Here is an 18,870-nt window from a genome sequence, read left to right on the forward strand (position 1 = left end):
ATGCCCGATGTGCGTGCGATGTGGAGCAACCGGACCTTCGAGGCGATCGTCGGCGCTGCCTACGACTACGGGATCGAGCACGAGTGGGTCGCCATGACGGTGGGGCGCGCGCTGTTCGGCACCGACGCCGGGCGGATCTACGCCAGTATCAACGCGATCGGCGCGCTGCCGGACGGCGCGGCGGTGCTGGACGTCCCGTGCGGCGGCGGGATCGCGCTGCGCGGGGTGCGGTCCGGTCAGCGGGTGCGGTATGTCGCCGCGGACATCTCGGTGACCATGCTCGACCGCTCCCGCCGCCGGGCCGCCGGACGCGGGCTGGACATGGTCGAGTTCGTCGAGGCCGACATCGAACGGCTGCCGTTCCCGGACGCCGAGTTCGACCTGGCCGTGTGCTTCAACGGGTTGCACTGCCTGCCCGATCCGCCCGCGGCCGTGCGGGAGATCGCGCGCTGCCTCAAACCGGGCGGGCGCCTGATCGGCGACTGCGTGGTCCGGTCCGAACGCCTCCGCTCGGACGCCTGGCTGGTCGGCGCGCGGGCGGCGGGGATCTTCGGTCCGTCCGGCACCGCCGACGAACTGCGCGACTGGTTCACCGCCGCCGGACTCGATCTTGAGGTATTCGAACTGTCCGGCGCGGTGGCGCATTTCGTGGCGACCACGGACGAATGAATCCACTGCTCCAAAAAGGGGTGAGGATCCGCCCGTTCGTTGCCGCACCTTGACCTCCAGCGGAAACATCTCGAACGCCAAGGCCCGGAGCAGAGAGGCGAAAGCGATGTATCCGATCGGATCGAACCGCCGCACTCGCAAACTGATGGGACTGTTCGGGGGCGCCGCGGTGGCGGCCTCGGCGGTACTCGTCGGCCCGGCCGCCGGTACCGCGGCGGCCGAACCCGAACTCGTCGAATGCGTGGGTTCACTTTCCGCCACCTTCCAGCCCGGCCTGTCGCTCACGCCCCGGGAAGTGGCGACCAGCCGGAGCCAGCACTACGGCCCGTGCCTGCCGGGCGGGAACATTTCTTCCGGTATTTCGGAGTCCGCCTCCGTGGGCGAGGCATCCTGCCTCACCCCGTCGTCGGCCGAAAGCAACCGGAAGACGATTCGCTGGAACACCGGCGAGGTCAGCACCTTCTCCTACGACCGGATGGTGAGCAATGTCGGCGGCACCGCGGTGATGACCTTGCGCGGCACCATTGTCGACGGCCCGTTCCAAGGCGCGACCGCGATCGAAGTCCAGACCGTGCCCACGTTGAACACCTTGGACTGCCTGTCCGCGGAGGGCGTCACCAGCAAGTCCGGCGTGGTCACGCTGACCATCGCCGGGCTGTGAAGCGAAGTGTTCATCGTTCGCACCCCGTTGACACGGGCACCCATCGTGTGAACCACGAACAGCGCGTTTCCCCGTATTTTCGTTCCATGTCAGCGAACACTCTCGGACCGCGGGCGCGCGCGCTCGCCGGAGCCCTTCGCCAAGCCCGCGAATCGACCGGCATCAGTCTCCGGAAACTCGCCGCGATAATGGAGATCTCGCCGTCGGTGGTCAGCTACTGGGAAACGGCTGTACGTGTGCCGAGCCTCGAAGAGGTAGCCAATTACCTCTTCGCGCTCGGCGTACCCCGCAAGCGACGAGCGGAGATTTTCGATCTCGCCCGCCCAGTATCCATACCCGACTGGCTCACCGTGGGCGCCCCAGGAGTGACTCAGCAGCTCGCGGGAGCGATCGAATGCGAACGCGATGCCACCTCGATAGTCAACTGGTCGCTGGGAGCCATTCCGGGGCTTCTTCAAACCGGCGACTATGCCCGCGCGATTATCGGTCAGCACACTCCGGAAGCCGAAGCAAAGGTTCAGCTCCGCCTATCTCGGCAGAAGATCCTGAACGGTCGGCAGCCGGTACGTTTCACCGCTCTCATCAGTGAGTTGGCGCTGCGGCAGGTGATCGGCGGGGCCGAAGTCATGTCGGAACAACTCGAGTATCTGGTCTTCGCTGCCAGGCGGGAGAACATCACCCTGCGCGTAGTGCCGATCGGGGAGGGCTGGCACCCCGGACTCATCGGACCGTTCATCACGTACAACTTCGCCGCTGCACCATCGATTGTGCACCTGGAGCACCACCGCAGTGGGGTGTTTCTCTTTGACAACGAAGATGTCACTGCCTACAAGGAAGCGGAGACTAGGATTGTGGAAGCGGGCCTGAGCCCAGAGGAGTCGATCAGGTTCGCCGCTGAAGCCGTGGGCAGATGGAGGAACCGAGATGACAGCACACCCCCGGTGGAGGACCTCTAGCTACACGGGCGAGAACGGCGACTGTATCGAGGTGGCTCTCGGGGTTCGGCGGACCCAGGTGCGGGATACCAAGGACCGGGGTGGCGGCAGTCTGAACCTTTCGTCACAGAGTTGGGCGGCCTTCGTCGCCGCGATCAAGACTTCTTAGAACGATTGCAAGAACCCCCCTCTTGAGCTAGCGTTCGGGCCATGACCTGGCGCGATCCTGCCCTCGGCCCGGCCCGTCGGGTCGAACTGTCCTCGGGTGCGCTCTCGGTGCATGAAGTCGGCACCGGGCCGACGATCGTGTTCGCGCACGGTTACCTGGTGAACGCGAACCTGTGGCGCAAGCTCGTGCCGCTGCTGTCCGCGCACTACCGCTGCGTCGTCCCGGACTGGCCGCTGGGCTCCCACACCATTCCCATGCCCGGGGCCGACCTCTCCCCGCCCGGTATCGCGCGGATGATCGCCGAACTCCTCGAGGCGCTCGATCTCACCGACGTCACCTTGCTGGGCAACGACTCCGGGGGCGCCTACAGCCAACTCGCGGCCGTCGCACATCCCGAGCGGATCGGCCACCTGGTGCTGAACTCCTGCGAGACGCCGGAGTGCTCCTGGCCGCCGAACCCGGGCGGTTTCGGCCTGCTCAAGGCCGCCGCTTCGACTCCGGCGACCCATCGCGCGCTCTACCAGGTCCTGCGGCTGCGGCGGACCTGGCGGTGGCGGAACACCTACGGCTGGCTCGCCAAGTTCCCGATCGACGACCAGGTGATGCGCTCATACGTCCGGCCCGTGCTGGAGGATCCGGCGATCCGCGCGGACGGTCGCCGGGCCATCGGCAGCGTGTCGGAACGCCACAGCAGGCGGGCGGCCGGACTCCTCCCCGACCGGTTCGGCAAACCGGTCCTGCTCGCCTGGGCCGCCGAGGACCGCGTCTTCCCCCTCGCCCACGCGCGGAACTACGCCCGCGCCCTGGACGCCGACCTCCGCACCATCCCCGGCTCCTACACCTACACCGCCGAAGACCAGCCCGCCCGCACCGCCTCCACCCTGCTCACCTGGCTGGCTGGGTCGTGAGCGTTTACGCCGGTTAGAACCGGTCCAAACACTCACGACCCCCACAATCGGCGGCTCTGCTCACCTGGCCGGGTCCACCCGCCCAGTCACCTCGCCGAAGCCGATCCGGGTGCCGTCCGGGCCGGGGGCGGTCGCGGTGATGGTGACCTCGTCGCCGTCCTCGAGGAAGGTCCGGGTGCCGCCGTCCGGCAGTTCGATCGGCGTCTCCCCCGCCCACGACAGCTCCAGCAGCGAGCCGAACTGCTCCCGCTCCGGACCGCTGACCGTGCCCGAGGCGTACAGGTCCCCCGGCCGCAGCGAGGCGCCGTTCACGGTCATGTGCGCCAACTGCTGCGCCGCGGTCCAGTACAGGGTCGCCGCGGGCGGGCGCGCCACGACGTGCCCGTTCAGCCGGACCTCGAGGGTCAGGTCCAGGCCCCAGTGCTCGTCGCCGTCGCGCAGGTACGGCAACGGCTCGGGATCCCGCGCGGGCGGGGCGACCCGGGCCTCCTCGAGCGCGTCCAGCGGCACGATCCACGGCGACACCGAGGTCGCGAACGACTTGCCCAGGAACGGGCCCAGCGGCACGTACTCCCACGCCTGCAGGTCCCGCGCCGACCAGTCGTTGACCAGGCACACGCCGAAGACGTGCTCCGGGAAGTCCTTGAGCGCCACCGGTTCCCCGAGCCGCGAACCGGTGCCCACGACGAACCCGACCTCGGCCTCGATGTCCAGCCGCCGGGACGGCCCGAAGGTCGGCGCCGGGTCGGCCGGGGCCTTGCGCTGCCCGGACGGGCGCACGATCGGCGTGCCCGAGGCGACCACGGTGCCCGACCGGCCGTGGTACCCGATCGGCAGGTGCTTCCAGTTCGGGGTGAGCGGTTCGGCGCCCGGCCGGAACATCCGCCCGACATTGCTCGCGTGCTGCTCGCTGGCGTAGAAGTCCACGTAGTCGCCGATCTCGACCGGCAGCAGCAGCCGGACCTCGGCGAGCGGCACCAGCAGCGGCGTGACGGCGTCCCGGTGCCGGGCGTCGGTGAGCAGTTCGCGCACGCGCGAGCGCACCTCGGTCCAGCGAGCGCGCCCCTGGGCGAGGAACTCGTTCAGCGACGACCGGGCGAAGGTCGGATCGTCCAGGGCCGCGGCCAGATCCAGCACCGAGTCGCCGATCCGCACCCCCACCCGGGGCCGGTCGTCGTCCCGGACGAACACGCCGTAGGGCAGGTTGGCCAGGCCGAAGGGGGTGTCGGCGGGCAGGTCGAGCCAGGTCATCTTCAACGGTCTCCGTGCGGTTCGGGGGCGGTCAGCAGGCCGAGGCCGACGAGATCGTCGACCGGCTCGGCGACACTGCAACTGCCGATGGACAGGAAGAGGCGGCGCGCCGCCGCCAGCCGGTTCGCGGCCAGCGCGGCGACACTATCGCGCACCCGGTCCTTCTCGCGCTCGGCCAGGATCGCGACCAGGTCCGCGGGATCGGCCCCGGCCAGGGCCGCGTCGGTGGCGAGCAGGACGTTGAGGAAGCCGTGGTGTTCGAATCCGGTGTCCGGCGCGGTGTGCCGGATCGCGTGGTGCAGCCCGGCGGTGCATTTGAACGGCAGGTCCCGGCGCACGCAGCCCGCGACGGCGTCGGCCAGTTCCGGCTCGTCCGGGAACGCGTCCGCGGTGAGCCCGCCGGTCCGGAACTTGGCGCGGTACGGCGTTCCGGCGAGCGCGTCGAGCACGGCCGAGCGGTTCGCGCCGCGCGGCACCTCGACGTATCCGGCCGCGCCCGGGGGCAGGCAGGCGGCCAGCACGCCGGTCAGCTCGCTCAGCGAAGTGCCGGCGGGCAGCGCCGCCTCGATCGCGGCCAGCTCGAGCCCGTCCGCGCCGGTCACCGCGCGCACGGCTTCGGCCAGCCCGTCGGGTCCCGCGGGCGCGGTCAGGCTCACCTTGAGGTCGCGCACGCCCGGCAGCTCGCCGAGCCGGGTCGCGGGGAACACGAACGGCCCGACCAGCTCGGCGTACCAGGCCGCGTGATGGGCGTGATGCGCGGGGACCGCTTCGGGCAGCGGCGCGTTGCCCGGTGGGAACAGCGCCGCGTCGTCAACCAGCCCGGCCCACGGTGTGGTCACGGGTTTCCTCCTTCGGTGTCGGGATGGCCAGGACGCGGGCGAGCGCCGCGGCCACCTGGTCCCGGGCGGGCCGGGTCAGCACGGCGGCCACGTGCGCGTCGGGCCGGATGATCCACAGTTCCCCGTCCCGGGCGCCCAGGGCGGTGCACAGTTCGCCGTCGGCGCCGAGTTCGAGCAGGCGCGCGGGCCCGGCGAACCCGGCCAGCGCGTCCCGCGCCGCGGCCGGGTCCGTCCCGGGGGTCGCCAGCAGGAGCAGGCCATCGCGGGCGAGTTCGCGGAACCGGCCGGTCGCGAAGGGAACATCGGGCACGAGCACGCCGGGGCCCGCGGCGGGCGCCGCACCGCGCGGCGGGCGCCCGGCGAACGGGCGGCCGGGATCGGGCGTGGTCAACGGCGAATCCACGTACCAGAACGGTTCCGCGAGCCGTCCCGAATCGACCTCGCCGCGCGCCGACGGGTCGGTTACCGCGCGCTCCAGCACCGAACGCCGCCGTTCCCACTGCCGTTCGTCCTGCGGCACCAGGAAATCCATGGTGGCCGTGGTGATCTCCAGGTTCTCCCGCGCGGCCGCGTGCCGTTCGTGGTGGTAGCTCTCCAGCAGGTCTTCCCCCGCCCAGCCGTGGCACGCGAAAGCCAGCTTCCAGGCCGCGTTCTCCGCGTCGGCCACGCCGGAGTTCAGGCCCCGCGCGCCGAACGGGGACATCAGGTGCGCCGCGTCCCCGGCGAGCAGCACCCGGCCGACGCGCAACCGGCTCGCGACCCGGGACTGGAAGCGGTACACCGACTTCCAGATGATCTCGTAGGCCGAGTCGCCGATGATGTCGCGGATCCGGCGGTCGAGCGCGCCGGACTCCTCCTCGGCGGCGAGGTCGTAGTCGGCGGGCACCTGCCAGTCGATCCGGAACCGCGAATCCGGGCACGGGTGGATGAGCACCTGCCGCCCGGGGTTCCACACCGGGTCGAAGTAGAACCGGCGCTCGCTGGCCCAGCCGGGCAGATCCGCGCGGATGTCGCAGATCAGGAACCGGTCGTCGAACGACTGCCCGTCGAACGTGACGCCGAGCCGGGCACGCAGGGATTCGGCCCGCGCGCCCGCGCAGAGCACCGCGTACCGGGCCGCGAACTCCGCCTCGCCGCGGTCGGTGGCGCAGACCAGCCGCACTCCCCCGGCGTCCTGCTCCAGCGCGGTGACCCGATGTCCCCAGCGCACCTCGATCCGGGGTTCGGCGGCGATCCGCTCGTCGAGGAGTTCCTCGGTGCGGGCCTGCGAGATGTTCACGAAGGGCGGGAAGAACGCCCGGCCGGGGTCGGCGATCGTGTAGGAGAACAGCTCCGCGTCGCGGAAGAACGTCCGGGCCGTGGTCCAGGTGACGCCCTCGGCGGCGAGCCGGGCGCCGACGCCGATCGTCTCCCACACGTCGAGCACGTCCCGCTGCTGGCAGATCGCCTTGGACCCCACCGGATCCCGGTGCGGCGCCGCCTCCAGCACCAGCACCGGCACTCCCCAGCGGGCCAGCAGCAACGCGGTGGTCTGGCCGACCGGCCCGTTGCCCACCACCGCCACCCGTCCCGGTTCGCCGCCCATGGTCACCCGTCCCACCGCTCGTGCCTGAATGTGGAACTCGCGTGCGCGAACGTGCAACTCGCCGGTGCGCGTGGCCGCTCGGCGAGTTCCACATTCGGGACAGCGAATTGCACACTCAGGCACGCGAGTTCCACACTCGGGGCAGCGAATGTCACGGTCACGACGGCCACCCGCCTAGTCCTGGAGCTGGTTCCAGACTTCGCGGTCCCGGTCGGCGGTCCAGATGACCGGGCGTTCGACCCCGGACAGCTCGTCCCAGAGGCGGGACACGTCGAACGGCAGGCAGTGCTCGAAGATCGGCCACCGGCCGTATCGGTCGACCAGGGCCGCGTGCGTGTTCTCGAAGGCTTCCTTGAGCGTGCCGCCGCGTTCGCGGACCGCGCCGACCTCCCGGATCATCACCTCGAGGAAGTGCCGGGTCTGCCCGATCGCGGCGTCCACGGCGGCCCGCCCGTGCGTCACCGCGCCCCGGCCGCCGATCAGCGCCTCCGCCTCGAACGCGGCCACCTTGTCCAAAGTGGACGTCGACCAGTCGCGGTGGAAGGCGTCCCCGGTGTACAGCGCGGCCTCGGCCTCGACCAGGTCACCGGCGTAGAGGATCTTGTGCTTGGGCAGCCAGGCCACGAGGTCGCCCTCGGTGTGCCCGCGCCCGCAGTACTGGAGCACCAGATCACCCCGGTCGCCGCCGAGGTCGATGGTCAGCCGGTCGGAGAAGGTCAGCGTGGGCCAGGTCAGCCCGGGTACCGAATCGGCCTGCTTGGCCAGCCGCGGCATCCGCTCGAACTCGCTCTTCCAGTCCTCCAGCCCGCGCTCGGCCACCAGCGCCCGGGTGTTCTCGTGGGCCACGATCACGTCGGCGTCGAACGCGGACGCGCCGAGCACGCGGACCGCGTGGTAGTGCGAGAGCACCAGGTAGCGGATCGGTTTGTCGGTGTGCTCGCGCAGGCGCGCGAGCCAGTCGGCCGCCGCGACCGGGGTGGCCAGCGCCTCGAAGCAGACGAGGAAGTCCTCGCCCTCGATGGCCCCGACATTCGGATCACCCTCGGCGGTCAGCGCGTACACGCCGTCGGCGAGCACCTCGAGCGTCTGCTCCTTCTCGGCCAGATCGGCCGAGGAGGCGAACGGCTTCGTCGCCATCGCACACCCCGCTAACTAGTAAAACCTTTGACTATGTCGCAGCGTAGAGAACCGGGCGCGCCGGGGGAAGGGGTCGCTCCCGCTTTCTCGATTTACGATCGCCCGGTGACAGCGCAGCCCGAGCAACCCGACTTCTGGTCCTTCATCGACGTGGCGGTCGAGCGCACCGCGCGCGAACTGCCGGAGGTCGACCTCGGCGCGATGCGCCTGGTCCTCACCCTGCACCGGCTGACCAGCATGCTGGTCTACGACGTGGAGTCCGCGGTGCACCGGCCGCGCGGCTGGTCCTGGCCCGGGTTCCGGGTGCTGTTCGTGCTCTGGCTGGCCGGACCGGCCGAACCCCGGCGGATCGCGGAACTGTCCGGGATGAGCCGCGCCGCGGTCTCCGCGCTGACCAAAACCCTGGAGCGGGACGGCCTGGTGGACCGCACACCCGCCGAGCAGGACCGCCGGTCGGTCCGGCTCAGCCTCACCGAAGCCGGGCACGACGCCATCACCAGCGCCTTCACCGCGCACAACGAGCGCGAGCAGGCCTGGGCGTCCACACTGTCCACATCGGAACGAGAAACGCTGACCGGGCTGCTGGAGAAGATGATCGCCGGACCGGCCGCCGCGGTCGCCCGCCGGCGCGCCTGACCGGCGGATCGGTGTACCCGGCGACCAGCAGGTTCAATAGGCTTCTCGTATGGTTCCCGAGCACGGTGAGTCCACCGAACGATTCGAGATCGTCGCGGTCGCTTCCTCCGCGGGCGGTATCGCGGCCCTCAGCCGCCTGCTCGGGGGGCTGCCGAAGGATTTTCCCGCTCCCCTGGTGCTCGTCCAGCATCTCGATCCGCGGCACGAGACGGTCATCGCCGAAGTGCTGGGCCGCCGCACCCAACTGGCGGTGAAGCTCGCCGAGGCCGAAGAGAAGGTCAAGCCGGGCACGATCTACGTCGCGCCGCCCAACCGCCACCTGCTCGTCGACCCGGGCGGGACGTTGTCCCTGACCAGCACCGAACTGGTGCACTTCGTCCGCCCTTCGGCAGATCTCCTGTTCGAGTCGGTCGCGGCCTCGTACGGGAGCCGGGCCATCGCCTGCGTGCTCACCGGGTCCGGCGTCGACGGGTCGATGGGCACGACCGCGATCAAGTCCCGGGGCGGCACGGTCATCGCCCAGGATCCGGAGTCCGCCGAGTTCAGGGGCATGCCGCAGGCGACCGTCGGAACGGGTGTGGTCGACTTCGTGCTGCCCCTGGATGAGATCGTTAGCGTCCTCCAAGGTCTGGTCGACGCAGGGAGGACGTGATGGCGCTCGAATCGGAAGAGACCGCGAACGATGATCTTGAGGAACTGCTGAACTTCATTCGCGATTCGCGGGGCTTCGACTTCACCGGGTACAAGCGGTCGTCACTCACCCGGCGCATTCGCAAGCGGATGAACGACGTGAACATCTCGTCCTACGTCGACTACCGGGATCGGCTGGAGAGCAACGCGGAGGAGTTCCGGTTCCTCTTCAACACGATACTGATCAACGTCACCAGCTTCTTCCGGGACGCCGAGACCTGGACCTTCCTCCAGCGCGAAGTGCTGCCCGAAGTGCTCGACGGCCGGGACCCCGACGACGAGATCCGGGTGTGGAGTGCGGGCTGCTCCAGCGGTGAGGAGGCGTACTCGCTCGCGATCATCTTCGCCGAGGCGCTCGGCGTCGCCGAATGCGCCAAGCGGGTGAAGATCTACGGCACGGACGTCGACGAAGAGGCGTTGCGCGACGCCCGCGCGGGCCTGTATTCCGCGAAATCCCTGGAATTGCTGCCCACGGAGATCCGCGACAAGTACTTCGAACCCAACGGCGCCCAGTTCCTCTTCAACTCCGACCTCCGCCGCCGGGTGATCTTCGGCCGCCACGACATCACCCGGGACGCCCCGATCTCCCGGCTCGATCTGCTCGTCTGCCGGAACACGCTGATGTACTTCAATGTCGAGGCGCAGTCGCAGATCATGGACCGGTTCCACTTCGCGCTGCGCGAAGGCGGGTACCTGTTCCTCGGCAAGGCCGAGATGCTGCTCTCCGACGGCGACCGGTTCGACGTGGCCAGCATGCGGCAGCGGATCTTCCGGCGCCGCTCCGGGACCGCCGGATCGCCGCAGCAGCCGACCCCGGTCAAGTTCGACAGCACCACGAGCGGGGATCCGCGGCAGGCAAGCCGGAAACGCCTGCTCAACGATCTCGTGCTGGAGAGTGCGCCGAACGCCACGGTCGGCATCGACCTCGACGGCGTGGTCGTCCTGATCAACGGGCAGGCCCGGGGCCAGTTCGGCCTGACCTCCCACGACGTGGGCCGCCCCTTCCGCGACCTGGAGATCTCCTACCGCCCGGCCGAGCTGCGATCACTCATCGAGCAGGCGCATTCCGAACGCCGAAGTGTACGGGTCAACTCGGTGGAACGGCGGATGGGCGCCGATGAGGTCCAGTACGTCGACATCCTGATCAAACCGCTGTGGAGCGGGGACGGCGTGGCCGTCGGCACCTCCGTGGTGTTCGTCGACACCACGCTGGCCACCCGTCTGCAGTACGAGGTGAAGCGCAACCGCGAGGACCTGGAGACCGCCTACGAGGAACTCCAGTCGACCAACGAAGAACTCGAAACCACCAACGAAGAACTCCAGTCCAGCATCGAGGAACTGGAGACCACCAACGAAGAACTCCAGTCGACCAACGAAGAACTCGAAACCACCAACGAAGAACTCCAGTCCGGCAACGAGGAACTGGAGACCATGAACGAGGAGATGCGGATCCGCACCGGGGAGCTGGACGAAGCCCGGACCTTCCTCGAGGGGGTGCTGTCCAGCGTCGCCGCGGGGGTGGTGGTGCTGGACGCCGAGACGCGGGTGCGCAGCTGGAACCGCGGCGCCGAGGACCTCTGGGGGCTGCGTTCCGACGAGGTGCGCCAGCAGGTTTTCTTCACCCTGGATTTCGGGCTGCCGACCGCGGACCTCCGCGAGGTCGTGCAAGAATGCCTGTCCTCGAAACGGCGGACCGGGCCGCTTTCCCTCGATGCGGTGAACCGGATCGGCCGAACGATCACGTGTTCAGTCGTCTGTTCTCCGCTGGACGGCCAGAGCGAGGGCGTGGTTCTGCTGATGGAGGAGAGTTCCCGGGGATGACGGTCCGTCCGGCCAGGAGCGCGGTCATCGGCAGCGCGCCGCGCACCGCCTCCCCCGCGACCTCGTGCAATCGCCGCCCGTGCCGCCGGGCGTGCTCGCGCAACAGATTGAACGCCCGGTCCACGCCGATCCCGAGCCGGGCCGCGACCGCCCCTTTCGCCTGTTCGATCACCACCCGGCTGACCAGTGCCTGCTGCAGCTGATCGGATCGCGTGGTGTGCTGCCGAATCGCCCGCTGCTGCAGAACACCGATGGCGACGAGATCGGCGAGCGTCTGGGCGAGGCCCGCTTCCGATTCCGGAAGCATCCGCGCGTCCCGGCCGAAGACGCCGACCACACCGATCATGGTGGCGCGGTGCCGCAGCGGCAGGGCGTGCACGACCTGGAAACCCGCGGCGACGGCCACGGGTGTGAACACCGGCCAGCGCGCGTCCGCCTCGTCGAGGTGCTGGTTGAGGATTTTCCCACCGGAGCGGTAAACGTCCACGCACGGACCTTCCCGGTGCCCCAATTGCAGCAAGGCGAGCGCGTGCGTTTGCTCGGTCGTCGCCGCCCGGGGTCGCAATTCCCCCTGCTCGTCTCCCGTCAACAGGCTGACCTCGGCGGGAGCGAGCAATTCCGTGTACCGGCGTACTAGCTGACCGAACGAGTCCGCTGGGTCCTGGTTCCCGAACTGCAGGTCTGCCAGTTCCACCACGGTCTCGGCCAACCATGCCTCGCGGTTGTCCAAGTAGCGACCTTCCTCAGGTTGGCGCGCCCGCGTCCACTCTAGGGGCAAATTGCGCGCTTGCGCTGCCCTGGACCGAAACCGGTGCCCTCAAGGGCGGTTTTCTACGGCAACGGGGTGACTCCGCCGTGACCGAACGGACAACCGATCACCCGGCGTATGCTCGGCTGATGAACGCGCTCGCGGAATATCGCGAAAGTGCCCGCATCGCGTTGATGCGAGCACATATCGCGCGCCAGCGGGCAGCCCGTAGCGCCGAGTTCGCACTCCGGCACGAACGTCTGGCCCGCACGGCCCCCGAGTCGAGACGCCGGTTGCACGAAGGTGCGGCAACCTTGCACCGCCGGAATGAACAGTGCCACCGCGCGAGCTGCGTCATCCACGAACAACACGCCCGCCGCCTGCTGAGATGGCTCGACGCCGCGCCGAAGGCGAAGACGAACCCGCCCAGCTTCATGGCGGCCGTGGCGAACACCTCGGGCGCGGAGAGCGCGGCCGTCGTCCTGCTCGGTCCCGAGCACACCGAGGTGCTGGTGGCCACCTCCAATTCGCTCGCGAGGGCCGCGCACGACCTGGAAAGCATCCTCGGCGAAGGCCCGGTACACGACTGCTCCGCCGCCCGGGGACTCCTCACCACCTCCGGCGCCGAACTCACCACGCGTTGGCCGCACTACGGGCCTGCCCTGGCCCAGCTGGGGATCGACACGGTGGCCGCCGCCCCGCTGCGCGTCGACCGGATCTGCCTGGGCACGCTCGCGGTGTTCGGTCCTCGGGCGGCGCGGCCGGAAAGCCTGACCACGATCGCGGACGCGATCACCCGATCGGTGCTCGTCTCCCCGGACAACGACGCGTTCGACGAGAACGGCATCCCCCGGCTTCCACTGTTCGACGAGGGCGACCACCAGCCATTGGTGCATCAGGCCGTCGGCATGCTGTCGGCGCAGGTCGGATGCGAGGTCGCCGACGCGCTCGAACTGCTCCGCGCGCACGCCTTCGCCGAGAACAAGACCCTGGACCAGGTCGCCCACCAGGTCGTCCGGGGGCGATTGCCGCTCCACTGACCCTTTGCCCAGGCCCGGGACCCGCACTGTCCACAGTGGAATGACCAGGTCCGCCCGGGGCGGCGCGTCCGCCCGCGACCGCATATCGTAGCGGCGCAACTGCGGAAGATGGGCGGAGTCGTGCACGAGGTCGACTACTACGAACTGCTCGGCGTGGACCGGACCGCGTCGGCGACGGAGATCAAGTCGGCGTACCGGTCCCTGGCCAAGGCGCTGCACCCGGACACCGGCGGGACCCCCGGCACGTTCCGGCTGCTCCAGGTCGCCTACGACACGCTGAACGACCCGGCCCGGCGGGCCGAGTACGACCGCGCCCGGACCGCCGCGGAGGTGCCCGCCCAGGCGCCGCACCGCACGGCCACCCGCGCCCCGGTCCGGCGGCGCCGCCCGGGGCGGCCCCGGCGGCGCGACTTCGGCGACGATCCGGGCTTCATCCCGAACGTCGCCGAGATCGACCCGGACACCATCGAGTGGTGGCAGCACGCCGGAACCGGAAAGCGCGACGCCCCGCGGGACGGTGCGGGACACGCCACCCTGCTGGTCGCCTGCGGCGGGCTGCTGCTCCTGCTGATCCTGCTCCTGCTGCCGGTCGAGTTCGCCACGCCGGTGCTGGTCATCTGGCTGGCGATGGCGGCGATCGTGGTGGCCATCGGGATCTGGCTGGTCCGCCGCCACCTCACCGCCGAACGGGCGAACCGGGAACTGCTCGACGAGTTCGGCGAGGACGTGGTGTTCGGGCGCGCGGGCGCCGACCGCGACCAGTGGGGGGAACAGCTCACCGCGGAACTGCTGTCCCGCTACCTGACCCGGCTGCCCGGGGCCCGGATCTTCCACAGCCTCGCCTGGCCGGGTTCGGTGTTCGCCGACGTCGACCACGCCGTGCTCTCCGGGCGGCGGCTGGTCCTGATCGAATCGAAGCTGTGGCCGCCCGGGCACTACAGCGTCGACGAGACCGGTGCGCTGTGGCGGGACGACCACCTGTTCCGCGGCGGCGCCACCCGGCTGCCCGGCGCGATCTCGGCGTACCAGGACCTGCTGCCGGAGGTGGAGATCCGCGGCGCGGTGATCATCTACCCGATGCGCGCGGGCCGGGTCACCACCGAACCGGAGATCGACGTGCCCGCGCCGCCGATGACGCCGGAGCAGTTCGTCCGGGAGATCGGCGACTGGCTGGCCGCCAAGCCATCCACTGTGGACGGAGACACGTTCCGCAAGGTCCTGGGGCAGGTAGTGTCGGCGGGGTGACGAAGATGATCTCGCTGACCCACTCCGGTTCCCCCGGCCTGGCCGGGGTTCGGCTCGCCGAAACCGCCGTCCCCGAACCCGGCCCCGGCGAGGTGCTGATCCGGCTCCGGGCGGCGGGGCTCAACCACCGCGACCTGTTCGTCGCCGGCGGCCGTTCGGCCGGGGACGCGCCGGTGGTGCTCGGCGCCGACGGCGCCGGGGTGGTCGCGGCGACCGGGGACGGTGTGGCGCTGGCGACCGGCGACGAGGTGATCATCGATCCGACCCTCGGCTGGGCGGACCCGGCCGAGGTGCCCGAGGTCCCGGACATCCTGGGCGGGCCCAGCGACGGCACGTTCGCCGAGTACGTCGTGGTCCCGGCGCGCAACGCGGTGCCGAAGCCCGCGCATCTGGACTGGTCCGAGGCGGCGGCGCTGCCGCTGTCCGCGGTCACCGCCTACCGGGCGCTGTTCACCCGCGGCGGCCTGCGCGCCGGGGAGCACGTGCTGCTGCCGGGCATCGGCAGCGGCGTGGCGACGATCGCCCTGGCCATGGCGAAGGCGTCCGGGGCGACGGTCAGCGTGACCTCGCGCAGCGCGGACAAGCTGCGGCGGGCGCGGGAACTGGGCGCCGACCACGCCGTGCTCAGCGACGCCGACTGGCGGGCCGAACTCGCCCGCCCGGTCGACCTGGTCGTGGACAGCATCGGTACCGCCACCTTCACGGCGTGCCTGTCGGTCCTGCGTCCCGGCGGGCGGCTGGTGAGCCTCGGCGCGACCACCGGGCCCGATGTCTCGCTCTCCCTGCGCGAACTGTTCTTCCGGCAGATCAGCCTGCTGGGCACGTCGATGGGCAGCGCGAGCGAGTTCCACGACATGCTCGCCCTGGTCGCCGAGCACCGGCTGCGCCCGATCGTGCACCAGACGTTCCGGCTGGCCGACGGGCCGAAGGCGCTGGCCGAACTGGCCAGGGGTGACCAGTTCGGCAAGTTGGTGCTCGTGATCGAATGAGCTGACCCGGACGGGTTGGCGGTAGCATCCGATCACGTGAATTTCTGACAGCCTGGGAGCGCCTTGTGACGGCAGACGACGCGGAGGTCCTGGCGGCCATCGAGAACAGCCTCGACAGGCCCTCCGCCGCACGGGTCTACGACTACTTCATCGGCGGCGACACCAACTACGCGATCGACCGCGCGTTCGGCGACCAGGTGATCGAACTGATCCCCCGGATCGCCGACTACGCGAAGACCTGCCGCCAGTTCCTCGGCCGGGCCGTGCGCCACTGCTCCGAGCTGGGCATCCGGCAGTTCATCGACATCGGCTCCGGCCTGCCCACCGCCGGGAACGTGCACGAGATCGCCGACGAGGTCCGCCCCGAGCACGACACCCGGGTCCTCTACGTCGACAACGAACCGATCGCGCTGGCGCATTCGAAACGGCTGCTGGCCGACACCGCGGACCCGGAACGCCACCACGCGATGGCGGGCGACCTGCTGGCCCCGCACGATCTGTGGGCCCGGGTGGAAGACACCGGGATCATCGACACGCGGGAACCGGTGGCGCTGGTGCTGTCCGCGGTGCTGCACTTCGTCAAGGACGAGCAGGATCCCGACGGCGTGCTGGAGTTCTACCGCGAGCAGCTCGCACCGGGCTCGCTGCTGGTGCTCTCCACGATGACCGACGAGAACCCGGTCGACGAGGAAGAGCGGCTCGCCCTGGAGAAGCTCTACGACTACTACGCGCGCACCACGAACCCGGGTCAGCTGCGCACGGCCAAGGAGTTCATCCGGTTCTTCGGCGACTGGGAACTGCTGGAACCCGGCCTGGTGTACGCCCCGGCGTGGCATCCGGACGGCAACAGCCTGTTCGACGCCCCCTCCCAGTCCCGGATCCTCGCCGGAGTCGCGCGCAAACCGTGATCCCGGTACGGCGTGTTTCCCGTACGGGGGACATGACCGATCCGTTCAAGAAACCGGGGCGACGGGCACGCATGATGACGGCGTGACCGATTTCGACAAGATCCCCGCATTCCTGGCGACCCACGGGCGGCTGCTGGACCGGCGCCGCTTCGAACTGCTCACCGGCACGGGCACGGCCGAGGCCGCACTCGCCGTGCTGGCCGGATACCGCAACGCCGACGGCGGCTACGGCTCCGGGCTCGAACCGGATCTCCGGTCGGCGACCAGCCAGCCGGTGAGCGCGCTGCACGCGTTCGAGGTGTTCGAGGAGATCGCCCCGGTCACCGCCCCCGAGACGGCGTTGCTCTGCGACTGGCTGGGCTCGATCACGCTGCCCGACGGCGGCCTGCCCTTCGGTTTGCCCATCCCCGATCCGGTCGGCTGCGCGCCGTTCTTCGTCTCCGCGGATCCGGGCGAGTCGTCGCTGCACATGACGAGCATGCTCGCCGCGATCGCGCACCGGATCGCCCGGCACGACGAGGCCGTGGCCGGCCACGACTGGCTCGCCCGGGCCACCGACCACTCGATGCGGCGCATCGCGGAACTCGACGGCCCCGGCCACGCGCTGGAATTCCGGTACGCGTTGCAGTTCCTCGACGCCGTCCACGACGTGGTGCCCGGTGCGGACGCCGAACTGCGGCGGCTCGGCGGCTTCATCCCGTCGACCGGCTCGCTGCCGGTCGAGGGCGGGCTCGCGGACGAGGCGATGCGGCCGCTGGACTTCGCCCCGGATCCGGGGCGGCCGCTCCGGGACCTCTTCCCCGCCGACCGGATCGAGGCCGAACTGGACCAGCTCGCCGCCGAGCAGACCGCGGAGGGCGGCTGGACCGTCGACTGGGGCTCGTTCTCCCCCGCCGGATCCTTCGAATGGCACGGCTGGGCCACGGTTCGCGCGTTCAAAATCTTGCGCGCGAACAACCGGGGCTGACCACCGGCGCCGCGCGCGGTGGTGGGACGCTCTGGGCATGGGACTGTTCACCGTGCCGGAAGCACGATCCGAGCTGGCCCGGTTGCGGCCGGTGCTCGACGAACTGATCACCCTGCGCGCGGACGCTGCGGAACTGGCCGCCTCGCTGACTCCCGGCGGAACGCCGACCGATCTGGGCGGCCTGCCCGAGTTGAAGGCCGCCCAGGCCCGGCTCGACGAGCTGATGAGCACCGTGCAGCAAACCGGCGCCGAGCTGAAGGGGTTCGCCCCGCTGCTGGTCGATTTCCCGGCCGAATTCGACGGAATTCCGGTGCTACTGTGCTGGTTGGAGGGCGACCAGGACCTGGCGTGGTACCACCGCGCCGACATCGGTTTCGCCGGACGCCGCCGCATTCCGTGAAGGTTTCGGAGGCCGCCGGGAACGGCGTTCTTCCTGCGCACCGCACAATTCGATCTTCGAGCGGTCGCTCCGGACCGGTCCGCATGACGCGCCGGGGGTGCGGAACGATCCGATCTTGTTGCCGCGCAGGTACGCTGAGTGAGCCGGGGGGCCAAGTCGACGCGGGCGAAGTGAGGTCGGTGAAGCAGGATGGGGGAGGCCAATGGGGGCGGCGCTCGGCCGACCATGAGCAGGCGCCGGGAGGTCAGCCACACCAGCGCCCGGTCGCTCCTGATGACGGTGCTCGGTGAGTTCGTCCTGCCCCGCGACCGTCCGGTGTGGACCTCGACCCTGGTCGAGGTGCTCGGCATGTTCGACGTCGAGGAGAAGTCCGCGCGCCAGGCGCTGGCCCGCACCGCCGCCGAGGGCTGGCTGGAGTCCGAACGCGTCGGCCGCCGGGTGCGGTGGTCGCTCACCCGGCCGAGCCGCGACCTGCTCACCGAGGGCGCGCAACGCATCTACGAATTCGGCCGCGATCGCGGGCAGTGGGACGGCCGGTGGCTGATGCTGCTGGTTTCGGTCCCGGAGGCCAAACGCGACCTCCGGCACAGCTTGCGCACCCGCCTGACCTGGGCGGGGTTCGGCTCCCCCGCGCCCGGTGTGTGGGTCAGCGCGGACACCGGACGGCAGGAGGAGGCGGCCCGGATCGTCGCCGAGCTGAACCTCGACCGCGAGGCGATGTCGTTCGTCGCGTCCTACGGCCAGATCGGCGACGTCGAGGCGATGGTGGCCCGCTCCTGGGATCTCAGCGCGCTGGAAGACCGGTACGAAGACTTCATCGACGAGTTCACCGATCTCAATCCCACGACCGGGGCGACCGTGCTGCACGCGCAGACGCGGCTGGTGCACGAGTGGCGGCGGTTTCCGTTCCTGGATCCCCGGTTGCCGGTGCGCCTGCTGCCCGGGAACTGGAGCGGGGTGCAGGCGGCGGAACTCTTCCACCGCAGGCATGTGGAGTGGCGCCCGGCGGCTCAGCGGCACTGGGCCACCTTGGTCGACGCCGAAGACGCGGCCTGACCGCCGCGAGTTGCACACTCAGGCCCGCGAATTGCACACTCGGGCACACGAGTTGCACGTTCGGCACCACGCAGGGCGCATTCGGGCCGCGGCACCCGGCGGGTTCCCGATCGCGGTGGGCGCCGGGAAGCCGCGCGGTGTCGCGGGACGGTCCCGAGTGTGTATTTCGGTTTCCCGAGTGTGTATTTCGCTTGCCTGAGTGTGGAGTTCACTTGC

At 70.2% G+C, this 18,870-nt stretch carries 20 protein-coding genes; 15 read left to right on the top strand and 5 right to left on the bottom strand.

All coding sequences use genetic code 11. The features are described 5' to 3' along the window. The 5 genes from FXO23_RS21530 to FXO23_RS21550 all read left to right on the top strand — a co-directional run bounded on the left by FXO23_RS21530 (position 1) and on the right by FXO23_RS21550 (position 3,342). Positions 1–669, top strand: coding sequence for a class I SAM-dependent methyltransferase (locus tag FXO23_RS21530; RefSeq protein WP_158887186.1), 669 nt, complete (start codon positions 1–3; stop codon positions 667–669). A gap of 145 nt (positions 670–814) precedes the next feature. Next, positions 815–1,330, top strand: coding sequence for a hypothetical protein (locus tag FXO23_RS21535; protein WP_158887187.1), 516 nt, complete (start codon positions 815–817; stop codon positions 1,328–1,330). A gap of 86 nt (positions 1,331–1,416) precedes the next feature. Next, the gene (locus tag FXO23_RS21540) at positions 1,417–2,286 is read left to right on the top strand and encodes a helix-turn-helix domain-containing protein (RefSeq protein WP_158887188.1); all 870 of its coding nucleotides are present in this window, start codon (positions 1,417–1,419) and stop codon (positions 2,284–2,286) included. Further along, complete coding sequence (locus tag FXO23_RS21545; protein ID WP_158887189.1) at positions 2,255–2,434, top strand: DUF397 domain-containing protein; 180 nt, start codon at positions 2,255–2,257, stop codon at positions 2,432–2,434. Before FXO23_RS21540 ends, FXO23_RS21545 begins: the two co-directional genes overlap by 32 nt. Before the next feature lie 41 nt (positions 2,435–2,475). Then, entirely contained in the window at positions 2,476–3,342 is an 867-nt protein-coding gene (locus tag FXO23_RS21550) for an alpha/beta fold hydrolase (protein WP_158887190.1), read from the top strand. Positions 3,343–3,402: 60 nt separating this feature from the next. Here the strand turns inward: FXO23_RS21550 and fahA are convergent, their stop codons facing one another. The 4 genes from fahA to FXO23_RS21570 all read right to left on the bottom strand — a co-directional run bounded on the left by fahA (position 3,403) and on the right by FXO23_RS21570 (position 8,154). Next, on the bottom strand, positions 3,403–4,593 hold the full coding sequence (gene fahA / locus FXO23_RS21555) for a fumarylacetoacetase (protein WP_179956834.1): 1,191 nt from the start codon (positions 4,591–4,593) through the stop codon (positions 3,403–3,405). A gap of 2 nt (positions 4,594–4,595) precedes the next feature. Continuing rightward, on the bottom strand, positions 4,596–5,432 hold the full coding sequence (locus FXO23_RS21560; protein WP_158887192.1) for a hypothetical protein: 837 nt from the start codon (positions 5,430–5,432) through the stop codon (positions 4,596–4,598). Then, positions 5,404–7,017: an FAD-dependent monooxygenase gene (locus FXO23_RS21565; protein WP_158887349.1), complete on the bottom strand. Its 1,614-nt coding sequence runs from the start codon at positions 7,015–7,017 to the stop codon at positions 5,404–5,406. The genes FXO23_RS21560 and FXO23_RS21565 overlap by 29 nt, the downstream gene beginning before the upstream one ends. Before the next feature lie 174 nt (positions 7,018–7,191). Further along, positions 7,192–8,154 carry an MBL fold metallo-hydrolase gene (locus FXO23_RS21570; protein WP_158887193.1) on the bottom strand — a complete coding sequence of 321 codons (963 nt, stop codon included), beginning with the start codon at positions 8,152–8,154 and terminating at the stop codon, positions 7,192–7,194. A 105-nt stretch (positions 8,155–8,259) separates the two neighbouring features. Here FXO23_RS21570 and FXO23_RS21575 point away from each other — a divergent pair, with 105 nt between their 5' ends. The 3 genes from FXO23_RS21575 to FXO23_RS21585 are packed head-to-tail and all read left to right on the top strand — an operon-like array spanning position 8,260 to position 11,301. Continuing rightward, complete coding sequence (locus FXO23_RS21575; protein ID WP_218952117.1) at positions 8,260–8,790, top strand: MarR family winged helix-turn-helix transcriptional regulator; 531 nt, start codon at positions 8,260–8,262, stop codon at positions 8,788–8,790. A gap of 49 nt (positions 8,791–8,839) precedes the next feature. Further along, complete coding sequence (locus FXO23_RS21580) at positions 8,840–9,442, top strand: chemotaxis protein CheB (protein WP_158887195.1); 603 nt, start codon at positions 8,840–8,842, stop codon at positions 9,440–9,442. Then, a complete protein-coding gene (locus FXO23_RS21585) occupies positions 9,442–11,301 on the top strand; it encodes a CheR family methyltransferase (protein WP_158887196.1) in 1,860 nt (619 codons plus the stop codon). The genes FXO23_RS21580 and FXO23_RS21585 overlap by 1 nt, the downstream gene beginning before the upstream one ends. On the opposite strand, the gene FXO23_RS21590 is transcribed toward FXO23_RS21585, so the two are convergent. Next, a complete protein-coding gene (locus FXO23_RS21590; protein WP_158887197.1) occupies positions 11,219–12,031 on the bottom strand; it encodes a GAF and ANTAR domain-containing protein in 813 nt (270 codons plus the stop codon). The two genes, FXO23_RS21585 and FXO23_RS21590, sit on opposite strands and share 83 nt — an antisense overlap. 332 nt (positions 12,032–12,363) lie before the next feature. Between FXO23_RS21590 and FXO23_RS21595 the strand changes: the two genes are divergently transcribed. The 7 genes from FXO23_RS21595 (at position 12,364) to FXO23_RS21625 (ending at position 18,654) form a co-directional block, all read left to right on the top strand. Further along, a complete protein-coding gene (locus FXO23_RS21595) occupies positions 12,364–13,089 on the top strand; it encodes an ANTAR domain-containing protein (protein ID WP_158887198.1) in 726 nt (241 codons plus the stop codon). 108 nt (positions 13,090–13,197) lie between these two features. After that, the gene (locus FXO23_RS21600) at positions 13,198–14,334 is read left to right on the top strand and encodes a J domain-containing protein (RefSeq protein WP_158887199.1); all 1,137 of its coding nucleotides are present in this window, start codon (positions 13,198–13,200) and stop codon (positions 14,332–14,334) included. A 5-nt stretch (positions 14,335–14,339) separates the two neighbouring features. After that, entirely contained in the window at positions 14,340–15,323 is a 984-nt protein-coding gene (locus FXO23_RS21605) for a zinc-binding dehydrogenase (protein ID WP_158887350.1), read from the top strand. Positions 15,324–15,388: 65 nt separating this feature from the next. Then, the gene (locus tag FXO23_RS21610) at positions 15,389–16,231 is read left to right on the top strand and encodes an SAM-dependent methyltransferase (protein ID WP_158887200.1); all 843 of its coding nucleotides are present in this window, start codon (positions 15,389–15,391) and stop codon (positions 16,229–16,231) included. Positions 16,232–16,313: 82 nt separating this feature from the next. Next, positions 16,314–17,198, top strand: coding sequence for a hypothetical protein (locus FXO23_RS21615; protein WP_158887201.1), 885 nt, complete (start codon positions 16,314–16,316; stop codon positions 17,196–17,198). Between the two features lie 37 nt (positions 17,199–17,235). Then, complete coding sequence (locus FXO23_RS21620) at positions 17,236–17,598, top strand: DUF2203 domain-containing protein (RefSeq protein WP_158887202.1); 363 nt, start codon at positions 17,236–17,238, stop codon at positions 17,596–17,598. A gap of 225 nt (positions 17,599–17,823) precedes the next feature. Next, complete coding sequence (locus tag FXO23_RS21625; RefSeq protein WP_281356568.1) at positions 17,824–18,654, top strand: PaaX family transcriptional regulator; 831 nt, start codon at positions 17,824–17,826, stop codon at positions 18,652–18,654. Positions 18,655–18,870 lie beyond the last annotated feature (216 nt).

The sequence above is a fragment of the Amycolatopsis anabasis genome, from assembly GCF_009765355.1.
Classification (GTDB): Bacteria; Actinomycetota; Actinomycetes; order Mycobacteriales; family Pseudonocardiaceae; genus Amycolatopsis; species Amycolatopsis anabasis.